General features: G+C 38.5%; 18 protein-coding genes. 3 read left to right on the forward strand and 15 right to left on the reverse strand.

Translation table 11 applies throughout. The annotated features are described in order from the left end of the window. Positions 1-14: 14 nt before the first annotated feature. Positions 15-908: a glycyl-radical enzyme activating protein gene (locus tag BN1225_RS11220; RefSeq protein WP_041139914.1), complete on the forward strand. Its 894-nt coding sequence runs from the start codon at positions 15-17 to the stop codon at positions 906-908. Here the strand turns inward: BN1225_RS11220 and BN1225_RS11225 are convergent. From BN1225_RS11225 to kdpA, 7 genes are all read right to left on the reverse strand, one after another. Continuing rightward, on the reverse strand, positions 905-1,096 hold the full coding sequence (locus BN1225_RS11225; protein ID WP_041139915.1) for a hypothetical protein: 192 nt from the start codon (positions 1,094-1,096) through the stop codon (positions 905-907). The two genes, BN1225_RS11220 and BN1225_RS11225, sit on opposite strands and share 4 nt — an antisense overlap. A gap of 100 nt (positions 1,097-1,196) precedes the next feature. Next, entirely contained in the window at positions 1,197-1,907 is a 711-nt protein-coding gene (locus BN1225_RS11230) for a response regulator (RefSeq protein WP_041139916.1), read from the reverse strand. Then, entirely contained in the window at positions 1,900-4,638 is a 2,739-nt protein-coding gene (locus BN1225_RS11235) for an ATP-binding protein (RefSeq protein WP_317621639.1), read from the reverse strand. The genes BN1225_RS11230 and BN1225_RS11235 overlap by 8 nt, the downstream gene beginning before the upstream one ends. A 57-nt stretch (positions 4,639-4,695) precedes the next feature. After that, entirely contained in the window at positions 4,696-5,562 is an 867-nt protein-coding gene (locus BN1225_RS11240; RefSeq protein WP_147585211.1) for a hypothetical protein, read from the reverse strand. Between the two features lie 14 nt (positions 5,563-5,576). After that, positions 5,577-6,182 carry a potassium-transporting ATPase subunit KdpC gene (kdpC, locus tag BN1225_RS11245; RefSeq protein ID WP_041139919.1) on the reverse strand — a complete coding sequence of 202 codons (606 nt, stop codon included), beginning with the start codon at positions 6,180-6,182 and terminating at the stop codon, positions 5,577-5,579. Between the two features lie 11 nt (positions 6,183-6,193). Continuing rightward, the gene (gene kdpB / locus BN1225_RS11250; RefSeq protein ID WP_041139920.1) at positions 6,194-8,263 is read right to left on the reverse strand and encodes a potassium-transporting ATPase subunit KdpB; all 2,070 of its coding nucleotides are present in this window, start codon (positions 8,261-8,263) and stop codon (positions 6,194-6,196) included. A gap of 15 nt (positions 8,264-8,278) precedes the next feature. Then, positions 8,279-10,015 (reverse strand): potassium-transporting ATPase subunit KdpA, encoded by a 1,737-nt coding sequence (kdpA, locus tag BN1225_RS11255; RefSeq protein ID WP_317621640.1) that lies wholly within the window; start codon positions 10,013-10,015, stop codon positions 8,279-8,281. Between the two features lie 218 nt (positions 10,016-10,233). Between kdpA and BN1225_RS11260 the strand changes: the two genes are divergently transcribed. Further along, entirely contained in the window at positions 10,234-10,701 is a 468-nt protein-coding gene (locus BN1225_RS11260; protein WP_041139922.1) for a GNAT family N-acetyltransferase, read from the forward strand. On the opposite strand, the gene BN1225_RS11265 is transcribed toward BN1225_RS11260, so the two are convergent. Together BN1225_RS11265 and BN1225_RS11270 are read right to left on the reverse strand one after the other, a co-directional pair. Continuing rightward, positions 10,698-11,198 carry a 2'-5' RNA ligase family protein gene (locus tag BN1225_RS11265; protein ID WP_041139923.1) on the reverse strand — a complete coding sequence of 167 codons (501 nt, stop codon included), beginning with the start codon at positions 11,196-11,198 and terminating at the stop codon, positions 10,698-10,700. The two genes, BN1225_RS11260 and BN1225_RS11265, sit on opposite strands and share 4 nt — an antisense overlap. Beyond that, entirely contained in the window at positions 11,188-11,646 is a 459-nt protein-coding gene (locus tag BN1225_RS11270) for a GNAT family N-acetyltransferase (RefSeq protein WP_041139924.1), read from the reverse strand. Before BN1225_RS11270 ends, BN1225_RS11265 begins: the two co-directional genes overlap by 11 nt. Before the next feature lie 161 nt (positions 11,647-11,807). On the opposite strand from BN1225_RS11270, the gene BN1225_RS11275 reads away from it, so the two are divergent. Beyond that, positions 11,808-12,440 carry a CatB-related O-acetyltransferase gene (locus BN1225_RS11275; RefSeq protein WP_041139925.1) on the forward strand — a complete coding sequence of 211 codons (633 nt, stop codon included), beginning with the start codon at positions 11,808-11,810 and terminating at the stop codon, positions 12,438-12,440. A 123-nt stretch (positions 12,441-12,563) separates the two neighbouring features. On the opposite strand, the gene BN1225_RS11280 is transcribed toward BN1225_RS11275, so the two are convergent. From BN1225_RS11280 to BN1225_RS11305, 6 genes are all read right to left on the reverse strand, one after another. After that, on the reverse strand, positions 12,564-14,810 hold the full coding sequence (locus BN1225_RS11280) for an ABC transporter permease (protein WP_041139926.1): 2,247 nt from the start codon (positions 14,808-14,810) through the stop codon (positions 12,564-12,566). A gap of 2 nt (positions 14,811-14,812) precedes the next feature. Then, positions 14,813-15,508: an ABC transporter ATP-binding protein gene (locus BN1225_RS11285; protein ID WP_041139927.1), complete on the reverse strand. Its 696-nt coding sequence runs from the start codon at positions 15,506-15,508 to the stop codon at positions 14,813-14,815. Positions 15,509-15,570: 62 nt separating this feature from the next. Further along, positions 15,571-16,155 carry a TetR/AcrR family transcriptional regulator gene (locus BN1225_RS11290; RefSeq protein ID WP_041139928.1) on the reverse strand — a complete coding sequence of 195 codons (585 nt, stop codon included), beginning with the start codon at positions 16,153-16,155 and terminating at the stop codon, positions 15,571-15,573. 182 nt (positions 16,156-16,337) lie between these two features. Continuing rightward, positions 16,338-17,180 (reverse strand): hypothetical protein, encoded by an 843-nt coding sequence (locus BN1225_RS11295; RefSeq protein WP_041139929.1) that lies wholly within the window; start codon positions 17,178-17,180, stop codon positions 16,338-16,340. Positions 17,181-17,438: 258 nt separating this feature from the next. Beyond that, a complete protein-coding gene (locus BN1225_RS11300) occupies positions 17,439-18,605 on the reverse strand; it encodes an aminotransferase class I/II-fold pyridoxal phosphate-dependent enzyme (RefSeq protein ID WP_187117557.1) in 1,167 nt (388 codons plus the stop codon). Then, a complete protein-coding gene (locus tag BN1225_RS11305; protein ID WP_041139931.1) occupies positions 18,605-19,093 on the reverse strand; it encodes an Lrp/AsnC family transcriptional regulator in 489 nt (162 codons plus the stop codon). The genes BN1225_RS11300 and BN1225_RS11305 overlap by 1 nt, the downstream gene beginning before the upstream one ends. Positions 19,094-19,159: the final 66 nt, after the last annotated feature.

The following is a 19,159-nucleotide window of genomic DNA, read 5'->3' on the forward strand; positions in this document are numbered from 1 at the left end:
GAGAGGTGAAATACATGAAAGCCACGATTTTCAACATTCAAAAATTCAGTATTCATGATGGTCCCGGTATCCGGACTGTTGTCTTTTTTAAGGGATGTCCATTGCACTGTGCGTGGTGTTCCAATCCCGAATCGCAATCCATGCACATTGAGCTAACATATAATTCGTCAGTATGCCAACACTGCCTGACTTGTCTAAATCAATGCCCTGTGCAAGCCATCACGCATATTCAAAATAAAATTCATTTCGATCCTAAAAAATGTACACTTTGTTTTCAATGCATCAAAGTTTGTCCGATGCAGGCAATTGACAAAGAAGGAGAAAACAAAGAAATCGAAGAAATTGTTCAGGAAGTATTGAAAGATATGCCTTTTTATGAAGAATCAGGTGGGGGGGTTACTTTTTCCGGCGGTGAGTTTTTAAGCCAACCCCAAGCGGCGTTGGAATTGGCCCATCAGTTAAAAGCCTATCATATTCATTTAGCTTGTGAGACAACCGGTTTTTGTGCTCATGATACGTTTAAAGAAGTGATTGCTCCTTTCGATTTGCTTTTATTTGATATGAAGCATCATAATGCAAAAAAACACCAGCAGTATACCGGTGTTTCCAATGATCTGATCATTAAAAATCTATCTTATGCCGTTTCACAAGGTAAAGATGTGATTGCCCGTATTCCGGTCATTCCCCATGTCAATGATTGCTTGACTGATGCCAAAGAATTCGCGCAGCTGCTGCAAACGATCGGAATAAAACGTGTCGATCTTTTGCCATTTCATCAGTTTGGTCAAAATAAATATGAATTATTAGATCAGTCCTATACGATGAAAGATATCCCTGCCCTGCATCCAGAAGATTTAAGTGCCTATCAACAGGTTTTCTTAGATCATGGCTTCGATTGTCATCTTTAAAAGAAAAGTTTCATTATAAAATCACCGATAACAACAATCGTTCCGACACTTAAAAATAAAGCTGTGATCATACTGATCGACAGAAAAAACATCATACCTACTATTTTAATTAAACAAAGACTGTTTTCCCATCGTTCCTTGGCTAAATGATGTAATTTTCTATGTGACATGCTCATTGTGATTTGCATATGGATCTCCCCTTTTCTACTTAAACAATACCATTTCTTTCATAAAGATGGCATCAAGGGTATATCCAAGATCATTAAAGTTATATAAAGAAAAGGGAAGTTATCCCTTTTTTTGTTCGATCTGCAGCATACGATACCCTACCCCAATATGGGTCTGAATATATTGCGGATGTGCTGTATCCTTTTCAATCTTTTTACGTAAGGTAGCCATGAACACTCTTAGAGAAGGGACATCTTCCGCTATCGCATTCGCCCATACCTTTTGCAGGATATAGTTATGAGTCAGCACTTTTCCAACGTTCTTAGCTAATAAACAAAGCAATTTATATTCAATCGGAGTTAAATGAATCTCTTCTTCATCAATATAGACAAGACGAGTCCTATAATCAATTCGCAATGCACCATTGATAAATTCCGTTTCATCCGGTTTAATCTGCGCATCATAGCTTAAACGGCGAATTGTGACACGCAGACGTGCCAACAATTCTTCGACACTAAAAGGCTTAGTAAGAAAATCATCCGCGCCGGCATCCAATGCCTCGATTTTATCCCGATCCTCGCTTCTGGCACTAACGACAATGATCGGTACATTGGACCAACCTCTGATCTTCTTAATGACATCTATTCCGTCAATATCCGGCAGACCCAAGTCTAAGATAATAATATCCGGTGCTCTGGAGACAGCTTCCATAATCGCCGATTCTCCTGTTTTGGCAGAATAAAATACGTAATGCTGTGTTTCTAAAGTAGTGGTAATGAGGTTACGGATCGCGCGATCATCTTCCACAACTAAAATAGTAATATCAACCATATAGATTAACCTCCTGAGCTGGCAAAGTAAAGTAGAAAACCGTTCCTTGCGGCTGATTATCCCGAACTCCGATTTCTCCTCCATGTGCCTGAATGATGGATTGACATAAAGCTAAGCCTAAACCTAAGCCTCGACGGCTGTCACCTGATATTGAATTAGCCGTATAAAACATTTCAAACAGTTTACTTTTATCCTCGTCTGGAATCCCTTTTCCATTATCCGCAACTTCAAAGAGAACCATTGTTTTTTCTTTTCTGACATTAATGTCAATTTTAGACCCAATCTGTGTATATTTGATTGCATTATCCACAATGTTAATCAACACCTGCACAATTAAACGGGTATCCATTTTTGCCATCAGCCATTCATTTTCCACATGTAAGGATATCTCATGTTCTCGGCTTTTGCGACTGATATGACTTAATGCATCGACACATACTTCCTCTACTAATTCCGGTTCCATATGAAGAGCCATTGTCCCATTGTCGATACGCGTAACAGCCAGCAAATTTTCTACCAGATTAATCAGCCAGATGGAATCTTCATAAATATCACTGTATAAAGATTGTTTTTTAACTTCATCTAAAATCGTCCCATTATTTAATAAAATACCTGCATTTCCGGAAATAGAAGTCAGTGGCGAACGTAAATCATGAGAAATAGATCTTAGTAAATTAGCACGCAGCTGTTCCTGTTTGGCTTGCATTTCTATTTCATTTTTAGTACGGGTAGCCGCTTCTTTTTCTAAAGCCAAGGCACATTCACCTAATAAGGCAACTAACAGATTCTTTTCCAAAGAGCTGATCTGTTCCTTGTTTTTTATCGCAATACCCAAGACTGCAAAGACTTGATTTTGACTGCGCACCGCTAAATACAGACATTTTGCACCCGGTAAGGTATTCGTAGAAGCTCCGGCATGTTTATTATTTTTAAGGACCCATTGCGCTACTGCCTGTTCATCTGCCGCGATATAATCTTCCCCTGTGGTACTAGGGTCTACGGGATAAAAAATCGGTGTTTTTAATGTTTCATTTTCGCAAGCATACACCACAACCGGACAATTCAGCAATTTGATTACCTGAAAAGCTGTCTGTTTGAGAATTTCATCATAGGTCATCATTCGTTGCAGTTTTTGACTGGTTTCTAAAAGAACACTGGTACGATGTGCCTGTCGTGCCGATTGACGTGCCTGTTCTTTCACCCGAGTAGTTAAGGTACTGATCAAAAATGAAGCAATAAACATCACTAAGAATGTAACCGGATAGCCTTTATCATATGCCAGCAATGTAAAATGTGGGTACGTAAAGAAATAATTAAAGATAAGAACACTAAGCAAAGAAGAAGTGACACTGTAAATTCTCCCTTTTGTCACCATTGCAATAACCACAGTACTTAGAATATACACGGTGATAATATTAGCATCACTAAATCCCAGACTGTAAAACCAAGCACCGATTAAGGTAGCAATGGCCAATATACTCATTGTTTTCCACAAATCAATAAAAGAAAAATGAACTGCTTTTTTCCAATTCTTCCTTTTATGAAACACTGCATTGGGATAATCAGGAATAATATAAACATCTAAATTAGGAGCTAAGACAGTCAGTTTCTCTACTAAACTCTGCTTATTGAAAAAATAACGTCGTTTATTGTTGGAACGCCCAATCACGACTTTCGATACACCTGCAGCTTTTGAAAATTCAGAAATTTGCTCAGCTATATCCTCACCATGCATCGTCACGATCCTTGCTCCGGATTGTTCGGCTAACTTGATATTATTAAGCAAACGTCCATTATCCTCTGTGCTTAATGTTTCTGATTTTTCCACATATAGAGCGGTAAAAGAGCCATTGAACGCTCTTGCCATACGGGAAGCCGCTCGAATTACTTTCGCATTGGAAGGAGAAGAAGACAGGCAGATCAAAATATGTTCCTCCGTAAAGTAGTCTGCTTTATGCGTTCTCTGCTTGTTTTTTTCAACCAGACGATTCACCCTGTCAGCACTGCGCCGCAATGCAATTTCTCGCAATGCCACTAAATTTTCCTTTAAAAAGAAGTTTTCCAACGCCTTACTTACCTGCTTTTGCGAATAGATTTTCCCTTCGTTTAAACGTTCAATCAATTCATCAGGTTCTATATCAACCAATTCTACCTGATCCGCAGAATCAAAAAGATCATCAGGTATACGTTCGCGAACAATAACCCCCGTAATGGAAGCAACGATATCATTTAAACTTTCTAAATGCTGGACATTGACCGTCGTATAAACATCGATTCCCGCCCTTAATAATTCTTCTATATCTTGATAGCGTTTTTTATGACGCATTCCTAAACTATTGGTATGCGCCAGTTCATCAACTAAAATCAACTGCGGATGACGTGTGATCGCACGATCGATATCAAAATCTTTCAACATCATATTCTTATAGGCAATTTCAAGTGTGGGAATCTGCTCCAGCCCTTCGACTAGTGCCATTGTTTCCGGACGGGTATGCGGTTCAATATAGCCGATAACGACATCGATTCCCGCTTTCAATGCCGTGTGTGCGGCTTTAAGCATAGCATAAGTTTTTCCAACACCGGCAGCATAACCAAAAAAGATTTTTAATTTCCCCCGATGCTTCTCTTCATTTATGCTTTCTAAGAGTTCATCGGGATTCAAGCGTTCTTCTTCCATTTCGATATCCCCCGTTTCATCATCTTCATTATACACAATAATTTTTTCAATCACATTAGGATACTATATAGATTTTTAGCGATGTATTAAGATTGTATAAAGAAAAGAAGATTAAAATCTTCTCTTCACCGGAAATAATATTTTTAGGAATAGTTTTTCTCCTTCTGCTGCCGAATGACTATCTAACCACAATCGTTGATCATTCTTATAAATCTCAAAATATCGCGAGGTCAAAACTACTTTGATTTCACTCTGCACTAAAGCCATACGCAGTGACATTTCCAAACGAAACAGATCTAAATGAGACATCCCCTGTTCAAATAAGGATAATTCATAGGGAGTGACTTGTTCATTTAAGAAGATCTCCCATAATTTAGATAACTGTTTTAACGACAATGCTTCTTTCAACAATTCATTTCTATTTTCTTGTTCTTCTAAGAGAATATAATCATAGTAATAACTATCAGTATCTGTCTCAAACAGATCTTTTTCTTTAAGTTGATTTTTCCAAAAAGGATCAGCCGCAATCAACGGCTTAGAAAAATCCCACTCCATTAATATTGTTTTGACAAATCTCTCAGCAATTTCATTTGAGAAAGTCATTTGCAGATGAATAGCATAAAGCTGCAAAAAGGGTTCGCCGGAAATATTCTGATAGGTAACCTCTAAACATTTTTCCTTTGCACTAAACATTAAGCAAGCCGGCTCATTTGCTTCACTGATACCGTGAACCGTGAGCTGAAAGTCATCTTGCAATTCATAAAGGGTCTCTTTATATTCGTGACCAAACATACTGCAATCCATGCAGGAATTGGGAAACAGCAGCCATAGCTGCGATGTTTCCTCTAAAGTCAGCACTTCACATTTGGTGTCAAAATCTCGGGCTAACCCCAAGACCAGATAAAACAGATTCTTTATTTTAGATGACGAGCCAGTCATCTGAAAAACAGAGTATTCTCTGCTTAGCACCTTATTCATCGGGTATATGACGGTCATTTTAGGATGCCGTCCAACGCTAGATTAACTTTCAGCACATTGACAACCGGTTCACCAAAGATACCTAGAAATCTTGAAGTAGTATAACGGTCAATAATCGCTTCTACTTCCTGAGAAGTTATATGACGTTGATTGGCAATACGTTCTATTTGGTATTTCGCTGCAGCTACAGAAATTTCCGGATCCAATCCGCTTCCTGAACAAGTGACTAAATCCACAGGAATCGGCTTTCCTGCCTGATCGGGATGTGCTGCCAAAATTTTCTGTACTCTTTCACTGATAAGCTGCTCATATTCTTCACTTGTTACAGCTAGATTAGATGGAGTGCCATAAGATAGCGGCTGTCCGGATTCATCGGTAAAGGTTGCGGTATCCACATTCATAATACGTCCCCACAAATACTTATCCTCTGTAAACTGTTGAGCTAACAAAGCACTGCCGTATTTTTTACCGTCAATTTCGATGATACTGCCATTGGCAGTATGAGGAAACAGCACTTGAGCAATACCCGTCACACTTAATGTATAAAGACCTCCGCATAAGATTGTGAGCAATAAAGCAAAGACGATCATCTTTCTAAAGATCGGTAAAATAGTTTTCATGTGTATTCCTCCTATATAATGCCTAAAGCGGTAATAATAATATCAATGACCTTCACTGCAATAAACGGAGCAATAATTCCGCCTGCACCATAGACGAGCAAGTTTCTTGTCAACAGCTTTGAAGCAGATACTTCACGGTATTTAACTCCTTTTAAAGCAAGTGGAATTAAAGCAATAATAATCAACGCATTATAAATAACAGCGGAGAAAATGGCACTTTCCGCACTATGAAGATGCATGATATTTAAAGCCCTTAATCCCGGATACAATCCCATGAATAATGCCGGAATGATTGCAAAATATTTGGCTAAATCATTCGCAATACTAAAAGTAGTCAAACTGCCTCGTGTCATCAGCAGCTGTTTACCAATACGAACGACTTCAATCAGTTTTGTCGGAGACGAATCTAAATCGACCATATTCCCGGCTTCTTTTGCTGCTTGTGTTCCGGTATTCATTGCCACTGCTACATCTGCCTGTGCCAACGCCGGTGCGTCATTTGTTCCATCCCCCGTCATCGCTACTAAATGACCTTTTGCCTGAAAATCACGAATCATTTGCAGCTTGCCTTCCGGTGTAGCTTCTGCCAGAAAATCATCTACTCCTGCTTCTGCGGCAATAGCAGCTGCTGTCAATGGGTTATCACCTGTAATCATGATAGTGCGAATCCCCATTTTTCTTAGATCTGCGAATTTTTCCTGAACACCCTGTTTAATAATATCTTTTAAATAAATAACCCCGAGAATTTTGAAATCTTTTGCCACAATCAGCGGTGTTCCGCCTTTATGGGATATCTCTTCCACCACCTGCTGACATTCTTTTGAATAAACATGTCCATGTGCTTCCACATACTCTTTGATCGCGTCCATGGCTCCTTTACGGATTTCCAAACCATTAAGATTCACACCGCTCATTCGTGTTTTTGCGCTGAATGGAACAAACTCCATATTTAATTCGTGCAGATTACGACCACGGATATTAAACTTTTCCTTCGCCAAAACAACGATGCTGCGACCTTCCGGTGTTTCATCCGATAATGAAGATAGCTGAGCGGCATCCGCTAATTCTTCCATGTCTGCTCCATCTACCGGAATAAATTCACAGGCTTGACGATTCCCTAAAGTAATTGTCCCTGTTTTATCAAGCATCAAGATATCCACATCTCCGGCAGCTTCGATGGCACGCCCGCTCATGGCTAACACGTTGGCTTGATTTAAACGGCTCATCCCGGCAATCCCAATAGCAGAAAGCAACGCTCCGATGGTCGTCGGCGCTAAACAAACGAGCAGTGCGACTAAAGACGTCACAGAGATCGGATTTGCAATTCCCGCTAAACTAGCCGAAAAAGCAGAATAGGTGTAAAGCGATACAGTGACTAACAAGAAGATAATCGTCAATGCAATCAGAAAAATCTGCAATGCGATTTCATTTGGTGTTCTTTTTCTTGCCGCACCTTCGACCATTGCGATCATTTTATCTAAAAAGCTTTCTCCGGAAGCATGAGTAACTTGGATCACCAGCCAATCCGAAATTAATGTGGTTCCACCGGTAACCGCACTGCGGTCACCACCGGCTTCACGAATGACCGGAGCGGATTCTCCTGTAATGGCACTTTCATCTACAGAAGCAGCACCTTCAATAACGTCACCATCTGCGGGAATCTGTTCCCCTGCTTCTACATAGACGATATCGCCCTTTTTTAAAGCTGTCGAATATACGTTTTCAATCTGATCTTTACGGTTGACAGAAGGAATACGATGTGCCTCGACATCTCTTTTAGATGCACGCAGCGCATCCGCCTGTGCTTTTCCACGTCCTTCGGCAATTGCTTCCGCAAAATTCGCAAATAACACAGTAAACCACAAAATCACTGTAATTCCAAAGATAAAGACAGGTGAGGCATCGCTGTATCCGCATAATGAAGCAATCCACAATAATGTCGTTAAAATTGAAGAAAGATAGACCAGAAACATCACCGGATTTTCTTTCTGTGTTTTAAAAGACAGTTTAATAAAGGAATCCTTGATCGCTCGTTTTAGCATTTTGCGATCGATAAAGCCATTTTTATTTTTCACATTCATCTTATTCTCCCCCTATCACATACCAAAGAATTCGGCAATGGGTCCTAATGCCAGCGCCGGAAAGAAGCTCAATGCTCCGATCAATACGATCACAAAGATTAACAGTCCGACGAACATAGCATTATGCGTAGCTAAAGTTCCCGCCCCCGTCGCTATTTTTTTCTTTTTCACCAAGCTTCCGGCGATTGCTAATGTTGCCAATATCGGTGCAAAGCGTGCAAACAACATAGAGAATCCTGTACTTAAATTTACAAATATCGTATTGGCATTGAACCCAGCAAATGCTGAACCGTTATTTCCCCCGGCAGATGTATACGTATACAGCAATTCAGAAAAGCCGTGTGCACCACCGTTATTTAAACTATCTGCGACGGAAGGAACGATTGCGGCTATTCCGCTGCCTATCAAGATCGCAATAGGTGTCGCTAAACATAAAACAACTGCCATTTTCATTTCATAAGGCTCTATTTTTTTGCCAAGATACTCCGGTGTTCTTCCTACCATCAATCCAGCAATGAATACCGTTAGAATGACAAAACCGATCATTCCATATAATCCACAGCCGACACCACCAAAAATCACTTCACCAAGCTGCATTAAGATCATCGGGATCATTCCTCCAAGTGGTGTATAGCTGTCATGCATCGCATTGACAGAACCGTTTGAAGCCGCTGTCGTAAAAGCCGTCCAAGTGGAAGATGCCGCAATACCAAAACGGCTTTCTTTTCCTTCCATATTCCCGCCTGCCTGCTGATGGGGTGTAAGATCTACCGTTTGATTTTGAGATAACTGCGGTGTTGCCATTTGTTCATTAACGACGATAGCTGAAGTTGCCAATGTTAAAACGATGAACATTGCCGCAAATATTGCCCTTCCCTGTCGGCGGTCATGAATATTGCGGCCAAAAGTAAAGCATAAGGCTGCCGGAATTAATAAGATAGAAAGCATCTCAATCAGATTAGTTACATTATTCGGGTTCTCTAAAGGATGTGCCGAATTGGTACCATAAAAGCCACCGCCATTTGTCCCTAATTGCTTAATTGCAATTTGACTTGCCGCCGGTCCCAGTGGAACCACTCCTTTTTCAATCACAGTACCATCTTCTAAAACGATCGGTTCCACAAGATCCACTTGTTCATAAGCTTTAAAATTCTGAGAAACCCCTTGAGATGTTAACGCAACAGCAGAAACTAGAGATAAAGGAATCAAAATATAAAGGATAATCCGTGTAACATCTTGGTAAAAATTACCTAATCCCTTTTTTTGAACCCTTACAAAACCACGAATCAAAGCAAACAAGACTGCAATTCCTACCGCCGCCGAAACAAAGTTCTGTACAGTTAACCCTAGCATCTGCGTAAAGTAAGATAATGTGCTTTCCCCTGAATAAGCCTGCCAGTTTGTATTCGTCACAAAGCTTGAAGTGGTGTTAAATGCCAAATCCCATCTTACATTTTTCAAGCCTTCAGGATTTAAAGGAAGAACTCCCTGCAAAACCTGGATACCAAATAAAAGAACAAAGAAGATACCGCTGAAAACAAAGACACTTATGGCATACTTTTTCCAGTTCATTTCTTCTGAAACATCTACTTTTAACAATTTATATATTACTTTTTCGATTGGGGCAATCAGCTTACTAAGAAATACTTTTTCCCCAGTCATTACTTTCCCGATATAGTTTCCTAACGGTATCGCTAATAAAATTAAAATGATTAAATATAACGCTATTTGAATCCATGCTGATGTCATCATTTATCCCCCCACAATAATATTTTAACCAGATACATCAGAAAGCCTATTGCACACATTCCGATGCCTACGACAATCCAATTCATGTATACCCCTCCTTATTACGTTTTCAGTCTAGCACAGTAAAAATTAGAATAGTGTTAAGGAACCTGTATCCGTATTAAGATCGTATTAATATCTAAATTTCTGAAAATATGCTATTATGGGTAAGAGGTGAAACAATGATACAATTAATACCTGTCAGTGCAAAAAACAAAGAAGAAATACTAAAGCTGTCACTTTTACCCAGTCAGACACATTTCATCGAATCGGTAGAAGATTGTTTGAAAGAAGCTGATGCCTTGCCCTTATGGAAACCTGTAGGTATCTATGATGATGAAACTTTGATTGGTTTTGCCATGTACGGATTATGGAAAACAGAAGGAGATCATGGACGTGTCTGGTTAGATCGTTTTTTGATTGATCAAAGCCAGCAGAAAAAAGGATATGGCAAAAAAGCATTAATTACTTTGATCCAACATATTTTTAATCACTATGACGATGAAGAAGTATATTTAAGCTTATATGAAGATAATACGGTAGCTTTGCACTTATATAAAAAGCTTGGATTTTTATTTAACGGAGAAAAGGATATTCACAATGAGCAAATCATGGTATTAAAAAAGACAGCCTTTCAAAGCTGTCTCTAAAGAGCGTTCTCGCTCTTTTTTAGTTTTACCGAACAAATCAAACGAGCAGGAAAAAATTCATAAAGATATAAACAATCTACTTTCCCCTCAAACGCATGAAATGTTTCCAAAAGAATGGCTGACGCTTGACAAATAACCTCTGATTCATTCATCAGCATGGTAGTATGGGCTGTCCAATTCCAACTCTCCCCAAATCGTTCTTTCAAGTTAAGCAACGCCGAATTCACATCAGGTGCTATAAACAGAACCTTAGCTCCGCCAAATATCCCGATGTGATTAAACGTCACAGGAAATATGGATATTTCAGCAGCAGCCTTTTTCATCGCTCTTTGTATGTCTTCTTTCTTTTCAACAGGTACACAACATAGCGTGATATGATGAGGCAGCCCTCTTGTTTCATTACTTTTAAAATCTTTCAAATATCTTTTAAAGACATCGAATTGCTGTGAAGTCTGATCATCATATCCCGCTAACACGCAAAGCATTTTATCCGTCATGTCGCTTCCCTCTGATCTTTTTATTCATCAAAATCATTTCATTTAAGGTTGTATATCCCCTTTTATGATAGAACCCTTCTGTTTGCGGCGCTTTTAAAGTCAATAAGATAATCTCATCTATCCCTTGAGCCAGCAAACGTTTTTCAAACTCCGCTAAAAGGGTTGTCCCATATCCTCCACTTTGAAAACGGGGATCGATACAAAACTCTTTAATCTCAAACTTAATGCCATCATAATACTGCTGCGCATTGCCTAAAATAAAACCTACTATATCATTCTCCTGATACAACATTAACCCATAAAAGTCAGGTGCTTTTGCCATCTGCATCAAACGTTTTTGAACACTCCATGTTTCCCAGCGGTCGTTCCATGGTGCTTGATTAAAGGTACGAATATAGAGATCCGTTATTTTAAAAACATCCTCATCTTTCATTTCAATATAAGTCATCTTAGATCTCCTTTCTTTTTACTTTATCTCTATCCTCTCAAAAAATCTTACTAAAGTAAACCCTCTTATGATAAAATTAAAGATAGAGAGAAGGGATAGTGTGAAACGTTGCATTGCAGTAACTGGAATGATCAATATGGACAAATAGAATAGGAGAAATAATGATGATTCCAGATAAAACTAAACTATATCCTCGTTTGGGGGATACACAAACGATTTATTTAAAAAACGCCGTTCAAGATGAGCGCATTCAAATTGGAGATTTTACGATCTATAATGACTTTATTCATGATCCCCGGGATTTTCAAAAGAATAATGTATTTTACCATTACCCCATCAATCAGGACAAACTGAAGATTGGGAAGTTCTGTTCGATTGCCTGTGGAGTGAAATTTTTAATGAACAGTGCCAATCATACTTTAGATTCTTTATCGACATACCCTTTCCCCATTTTTTATGAGGAATGGGACCATGGCATGAGTCCGAAAAAAGCTTGGGACAACAAAGGCAATATCGTCATTGGGAATGATGTTTGGATTGGTTATGAAGCCATCATCCTAGCTGGTGTTACGATTGGTGATGGGGCTATTATCGGTACCCGTGCCGTTGTAACGAAAGATGTTCCGCCTTATACGATTGTTGGTGGTATCCCTGCGAAAGCCATACGCCTTCGCTTTCCTAAAAAGGACATTGAGCAGCTTCTTGAGTTAAAGTGGTGGGATTGGTCGATTGAAAAGATATCTGAAAATCTGCTTGCCATCCAACAAGGCGATCTGTCTTCACTTACAAAATAGAAAAAAGTACTGATTTCACTGATGAAATCAGTATTTTTTATAAGTAATGGCATCTTCCTTGATAAATTTACAGTAACAGCCGGCAAGTATTGTCGATCTGCTTATACATCGAATCTTGTGGTTTTACTCGTTAGCTTTTAATGCTGCCACCATATCGATATGATAAACGTTTCTGGAAAGCAGACGATTGATTCCCCATGACAGGAGCAATGTCCCTAAAATACTGAATAAATAAATATACATAGGAATATAGACGGTAATGTCAATGGTCGCTTGAACCGTCGAAAGTAAGACCAAAATAAATGAATATCCTGCCGGCAATCCCAGAATGATGCCAATAATACTTAGCCATAGATTCTGCTGGATCATCAACTTTCTTATCCTCATATTAGAAAAGCCCAGCACTTTTAAGGTTGCCATTTCATAATAACGTTCATTATAGGAAAGAGTGCCTAAATTATATAGGATGACACTCCCCAACAGCACCGCCGCAGCAACAAAGATACTGCACATCATGATCGATGCCTGCATCATTGTATCTAATCCATTTTGCAGATCTTCTTTATTTTGAATACTGGTTGTATTCTTTGCTTCTAGTAAAGATTCATCCAAGGTCTGCCCTATGATTGAGGTGGGCTGATAATCAAGGTCTAAGCGCTCCATCTCTTCTTTTTTTATAGTAATCCCTTGATTAAGGGGGGTACGAATAATGGCTTTTACTGTGCTGGTTATCCATTGATCGCTGCCATTTAATTTCCATTGAAGCGGATCTCCGATATTCAGGTTTAAATCATCGGCAATATTTTTGGAAATAGCCAGCCCATCACTCAGGCTTATTTCTTCTTGCTCATTTTTCATCAAATGCAGATATTGCTGAGATTCAAGTGCGGTAAAAGTGACCGAACGTGATTTTTGATCATAAAGAATTTCTACACCGCTTTCCATGATCGTATCGCCATCCATGAGTGCTTTAATCTGCTGAGTATATTTTTCGTCACTGAAATCACCGGTTACTTTGGTCTCATAAGTTTGTACTGTATTCATATTCCAAATAGTCAAGTGATTCATTGATGTGTAAAGACCAAACGCTCCATAAAGCAAGGCAACACAGCCAATCACCCCTAAAATACTCATCATGCTTCGCAGTTGATTACGGAAAATATCACGTCCATTCCATTGCGTTGAAAAAGATAGATGCTGCCAGAACATAGGAAAAGGCAATGCTTTATATTTCTTTTTACTTGTTTTGCCATTTAAAATATCAGCGGCATTACCACACAGATATTTGCGGCAGATTAAAAATGAAATTACCGCACATCCCCATGCACACCCCAATGGCAAGCACCAGCCATAAGGCAGCGGCTGTGCTTTTAAATCGGGAATCGTGTACATCTCATTCATAAAGTTAAATAGCAAGGGCGGCAGTGCTAAAGAGCCAAGAAAAAAACCAAGGAGCGATCCGGCTAAACAAACACATGTACTGTGAGTGATATAGTGAATAAATAACTGACGCTTATTAAAGCCCAAAGATTTCAAGACCCCAATTTGGATTCTTTGTGAACTCAACAGACGATGCAAGGTTGTCATTGTTACCAATGCCGCGATGAATAGGAAAGCACAAACAAACAGTATCCCTATTTCTTTATGTTGATTAATTTCTTCATTGACCATTAAATAAGCAGGATGATCTTTTTGCATCAGCAATGTTGCCTGAGAAAAATGATTCTGAACCGTTGTTTGCAAATCCCCCTTCCCTAATATCAACAGCTGATTATATGCCATAGGATAAGGAAAATAGATTTTGCTTATCAAAGCAAATCCGCTGTTTTGATGATCTGGCACCATCTGTCCGTCATCTGCATGATAGATATATTCAGGATGATAGCCCAATCCTACAATTTCTTTTTCCAGCTTAATCCCCTGATATTCTAAAGTAATCGTATCATGAAGCCGATAACCATTCGCTTGGGCAAACTGTGCATCTAACCAAATACCATCGTTCTCTTTTTGGTATGCTATGCCTTCGACCACTTTAAACTTGGACAGCGTATCCCCTTGTTTTATATAAAGGTCTATAGATTTTTCAGGATGATCTGTCAGTGTTGCCGGAATAAGAATTCGTCCCTCAGCCGTCTCAATATTGGATTCATTGCTTAATTCCTGTATCTTATCTTCTTCAAACAGCTGGCCATAAGCCCAGCTATCCGCTAACTTTGTTTCCTCAATATAATGATTAAATTTTGACTGCAAGCCATAGTATTCACTGGTAATCCCGGAAAAAATAAAATTAGCCATGAACATCATTAAGAAAATAGCAATAAACGGTATTTTATTGACTTTGATATCTCTCAGCATTTTTTTATACAGCATGATTACCACTCTACTTCCTGAATGCTTAATGGATGTGCATTCTCTTGAATATCTTTGATTTTACCGTTTTTAACTGTAATGACTTTATCTGCTGCCTGGGCAATACTTGCATTATGGGTCACAATAATTGTGGTTTTACGATATTCCCGACAAATATCCCAAAGCAGCTGCAGGACCATGCTCCCTGTCTCACTATCCAATGCACCGGTGGGTTCATCACATAAGAGTACCTTAGGATTTTTTGTCACCGCTCTGGCAATCGATACACGCTGCTGTTCCCCGCCCGAAAGCTGATTGGGAAATTTTTTTGCGTGCATTTTTAATCCTACCCGTTCTAAAACATACATTGGATCTAAGATATCCTTTTTAATATCTTTCATCAAAGCAATGTTCTCATATACCGTTAAGGTTGGAATCAAATTATAGAATTGAAAGATAAAGCCAATCAGATTGGCTCGATAGAAAGATAATGCATTCTCACTCAGCTGTCCGATAGCTTGCTGATCAACCAGCACTTCTCCCTCACTCAGTCCGTCAATCCCCCCTAAAATATTCAGTAAAGTGGATTTACCAGCTCCCGATGGTCCCAAGATCACCACAAATTCTCCCTCTTTTATATCAAAACTGACATGGTCCAATGCCACAGTTTGTTTTCCCCCACTTAGATAATATTTACATAAGTTGCTTACATGAATCATTTTAATGTCCTCTTTTCCATTTTTTTGCCATAATAAAAACACTGACTTAAAAGCAAGTGTTCCTATTTATAACGTGTTGCGATCCCGGTACAAAAGAAACGAAATAATTTAATAAATTCTTTTCTTGTTTCAATGAACGTCTCATTCTCCAGCAACGCCTGTTTAATACAATCGGTTACCATGTTGATAATAATCTTACTGTATGATCCATCTTTCTCGCCCATCCCTAGATGCCAGCAAAGATGCTCATTAAAGGTCTCTAACAGTTTCTCCTTTCTTTCTAACAAGGAACTGCTGTTTAGTTCTAAAAGAATGACAATCTTCTTATCCAAAAGAAAATCTAATTCTTTAAAATCTTCCCCTTGTTCATAACGATCAATATAATCAATAAGATCTTGCAGTGTATATGAAATCTCTGTTAGTTTTAAATGATCGGCTAATCCGATATCTAAATTATCCAAGGTTGGAGTAAGCAATTCTACCAGTAAAGCTTCTTTATTAGGGAAGTAGTGATAGATGTTCCCCAGTGTCGTATTGGCTTTTTTGGCAATCACTCGCATAGATGCGTTCTCGTATCCGCGTTTTAAGAATTCATCTTCTGCAACATCTAATATCTTTTGCCTTATTTCTTCTTTCTTTACTTGCATTTTTGTTTCCTCCTTGAACTCATCTTAGTCTATCTTTTAGGGACTTACAATAGCTGTTCATTATTAAAAATCATTAGTTAATTCCTGTTCATTTTTGAACCCATCTATTGTATTACGAGACAGAAAAATATCGAAAAAGGATGAACCCTAACGTTCATCCCCAATATCGGCTAAATTAAATTTTATGAATATTTGAATTCCTCTAAAGGATACTTGCTCATTTTCAGTTGTGTATCCAATCCTTGCAAAGTATTTAAAACATCATTATTTTTCACTTTAACAAGATAATTATTCGTTCTAACCTCTTCTATCTGATGTTCTTTGATTAACGCTTGCATCAGTTGCAATGGAACATATAACTGTCCGCGTGATGATGAAAGTTCATCATTCAAGATTCCTGCTATCTTAATTTTTAATGTATAAGGATATAAGAATTGCTTATTATTCGTTACATCCTGTACCAGATCCGGATATTCCTCCAGCATTGTCTCATCGATTGTATTGCTTACAGGAATCAAACAATAAATTTCCAGCGTGTAAGAATCATCTAAATGGCTAATCCCTAACTGCTGTGCGACATCTGCACTCAAATAGCATCCATCCTTGACTCCCTCTTTACTTTGAACAGCAGTATACGCATTCATATCTAAACCACTTGGGTACCCCAGTATATTTATTAGTTGAAAACTTTTCACAGTCTCATGTGCCGGATCATAGAAATATTCAGAAACCAAATCAGCGTCTTTATATACTTTTACATTGCCATAAGGACTATCTAATTTACCCGGTTCAGTCAAGTTTGTATCAAAAATATAAATAGGCTGTACCTCTTCTACGCCCTCTGTTTTCTTGATTTCTTCCAAAGAACTATCCGTGAAATACGCTTCATCTAAAAACGGGATATATTCTGCATCACTTTTTGTGGATTTCACAGCCATATACCAATTTTCATTTTGTACGTTTGGTTCTTGTTTCTGACACCCCACTATCAAAAGCATAAGGATACACATCATCATTTTTTTCATAAGTCAGCACTCCCTTCTTGACTCCTTATAAAAAACATTTATTGTTAGACAATTTCGCCCCTTTTGTCTAATCAGCAAAAACAATCCTGTTCCCCATACACATTATAAAAATTATTTATATTATTTATCTATATAAATTTTATCATGTTTCTTGATATAAGTCAACGCAACCCCTTTACATTTAATGAAAATCAAAAATATAATTTAAAATATTTATAATATCATAAAAAAGCTGTTTCTATTTGAAACAGCTTCTCATTATTTCCTTATCTTATTTAAAAACAGTTCAATTCGCCCCAATGCTTCTTTGATCTGATCGATACTGTAAGCATAAGAAACACGAATAAATCCTTCTCCGGCATCACCAAAAGCTGTTCCCGGTACACAGGCAACTTTTTGATCATTCAGCAACGCTTCGCAAAATTCCTCACTGGTCATTCCAGTCGACTTTATGCATGGAAAAATATAGAAAGCCCCTTGCGGCATAAACGTTTCCAAGCCCAAGTTATTAAATCCTTCAACGATATAATTTCTCCTCAGCATGTAAGACTGCTGCATACTTTCAATTTCACTGTCACAATGACGCATGGCTTCAATAGCGCCATACTGAGCTGCCGTTGGTGCCGACATAATCACAAACTGATGAATCTTATTCATCGCTTTTATAAAGGTTTCATGTGCTAACACGTAACCTAAACGCCACCCCGTCATCGCATAAGCTTTAGAATAACCGCTGATCAAGATCACATGATCCTTAATTTCATCAAATGATGCAATTGAACAAAACTTTTCATCATAACTTAATTCCGCATAAATCTCATCGGTAATAACTAAAAGATCATGTTGCTTAATAATCGGAACGATTTTTTCATAATCTTCTTTCGTCATGAATCCTCCGGTTGGATTATTCGGGAAATTCAATAAAAGCAGTTTGGTTTTATCGGTGATTGCCGCCTCTAACAATTCCGGGGTCAGCTTAAACTGATTTTCTTGTGTTAAAGTAATGGTAACAGGCACTGCCCCTGCCAGTTGTACTCCCGGCATATAAGCTACATAGCTGGGATCTAGCAAGATGACCTCATCGCCCGGATTCACTAATGCACGCAAAGCGATGTCAATTCCTTCACTTCCGCCAACAGTGACAATCGTATTTTTAATCGGATCATAATCCAAGTTAAAACGTCTTTTTTGATACTTACAGATTTCTTCACGCAGTTCCAATAACCCCTGATTGGCTGTATAAAAGGTTTTTCCCTTTTCAATCGAATAGATAGCAGCCTCACGAATCTTCCATGGAGTCGCAAAATCCGGCTCTCCTACCCCTAAAGAAATAACGCCCTCCATCTGACTTGCCAGATCAAAGAATTTACGGATGCCACTTGGTTTTATTTCTTTTACTTTCTGACTTAAATATTCTTCATACATTATGGTGTCACCACCAAACGGTCATTAGGGTCCTCATCCGCAACAAAAGCAACCCCATTATTTTTATATTGCTTTAAGACAAAATAAGTAGATGTTCCGGTCACAGATTCAATAATCGCCAGTTTGCTCGCCACAAAGTTAGCCACATCCTGCATTGTCTTTCCTTTAATAATCACTAAAAACTCATAGGCTCCGCTTAATAAATACATCGTATCTACTTCCGGAAATTTATAAATGTTTGCTGCGACACGATCATATCCGTATTCTCTTTCAGGAGTGGCATTGATTTGGATCAAAGCCATGACATCATCCTTATTCAAATGATCATAATTAATCATCGTATGATACCCACAGATTACTTTTCTTTTTTCCAGATCGCTCATTGTATTTAATACATTCTCTTCGCTTTCCTGCAAAGCCATTGCCAAGTCTTTTACTTCCATGCGGGCATTCTTTTCCAACAATGATAATAAAGCCAATTCTTTCATGGGAACTCCTCCTATCTGATTTATAGACTCTATTATAGCTTTTTTATAATTGAAAATCTATACTAA

The sequence above is a fragment of the Beduini massiliensis genome (genome assembly GCF_000829905.1).
Lineage (GTDB): Bacteria > Bacillota_I > Bacilli_A > Erysipelotrichales > Coprobacillaceae > Beduini > Beduini massiliensis.

Coding starts and splice junctions, on each gene's coding strand:
- BN1225_RS11220 (WP_041139914.1), top strand. CDS start 15: ATGAAAGCCACGATTTTCAACATTCAAAAATTCAGTATTCATGATGGT.
- BN1225_RS11225 (WP_041139915.1), bottom strand. CDS start 1,096: ATGCAAATCACAATGAGCATGTCACATAGAAAATTACATCATTTAGCC.
- BN1225_RS11230 (WP_041139916.1), bottom strand. CDS start 1,907: ATGGTTGATATTACTATTTTAGTTGTGGAAGATGATCGCGCGATCCGT.
- BN1225_RS11240 (WP_147585211.1), bottom strand. CDS start 5,562: ATGAATAAGGTGCTAAGCAGAGAATACTCTGTTTTTCAGATGACTGGC.
- kdpC (WP_041139919.1), bottom strand. CDS start 6,182: ATGAAAACTATTTTACCGATCTTTAGAAAGATGATCGTCTTTGCTTTA.
- kdpB (WP_041139920.1), bottom strand. CDS start 8,263: ATGAATGTGAAAAATAAAAATGGCTTTATCGATCGCAAAATGCTAAAA.
- kdpA (WP_317621640.1), bottom strand. CDS start 10,015: ATGATGACATCAGCATGGATTCAAATAGCGTTATATTTAATCATTTTA.
- BN1225_RS11260 (WP_041139922.1), top strand. CDS start 10,234: ATGATACAATTAATACCTGTCAGTGCAAAAAACAAAGAAGAAATACTA.
- BN1225_RS11265 (WP_041139923.1), bottom strand. CDS start 11,198: ATGACGGATAAAATGCTTTGCGTGTTAGCGGGATATGATGATCAGACT.
- BN1225_RS11270 (WP_041139924.1), bottom strand. CDS start 11,646: ATGACTTATATTGAAATGAAAGATGAGGATGTTTTTAAAATAACGGAT.
- BN1225_RS11275 (WP_041139925.1), top strand. CDS start 11,808: ATGATGATTCCAGATAAAACTAAACTATATCCTCGTTTGGGGGATACA.
- BN1225_RS11280 (WP_041139926.1), bottom strand. CDS start 14,810: ATGCTGTATAAAAAAATGCTGAGAGATATCAAAGTCAATAAAATACCG.
- BN1225_RS11285 (WP_041139927.1), bottom strand. CDS start 15,508: ATGATTCATGTAAGCAACTTATGTAAATATTATCTAAGTGGGGGAAAA.
- BN1225_RS11290 (WP_041139928.1), bottom strand. CDS start 16,155: ATGCAAGTAAAGAAAGAAGAAATAAGGCAAAAGATATTAGATGTTGCA.
- BN1225_RS11295 (WP_041139929.1), bottom strand. CDS start 17,180: ATGAAAAAAATGATGATGTGTATCCTTATGCTTTTGATAGTGGGGTGT.
- BN1225_RS11300 (WP_187117557.1), bottom strand. CDS start 18,605: ATGTATGAAGAATATTTAAGTCAGAAAGTAAAAGAAATAAAACCAAGT.
- BN1225_RS11305 (WP_041139931.1), bottom strand. CDS start 19,093: ATGAAAGAATTGGCTTTATTATCATTGTTGGAAAAGAATGCCCGCATG.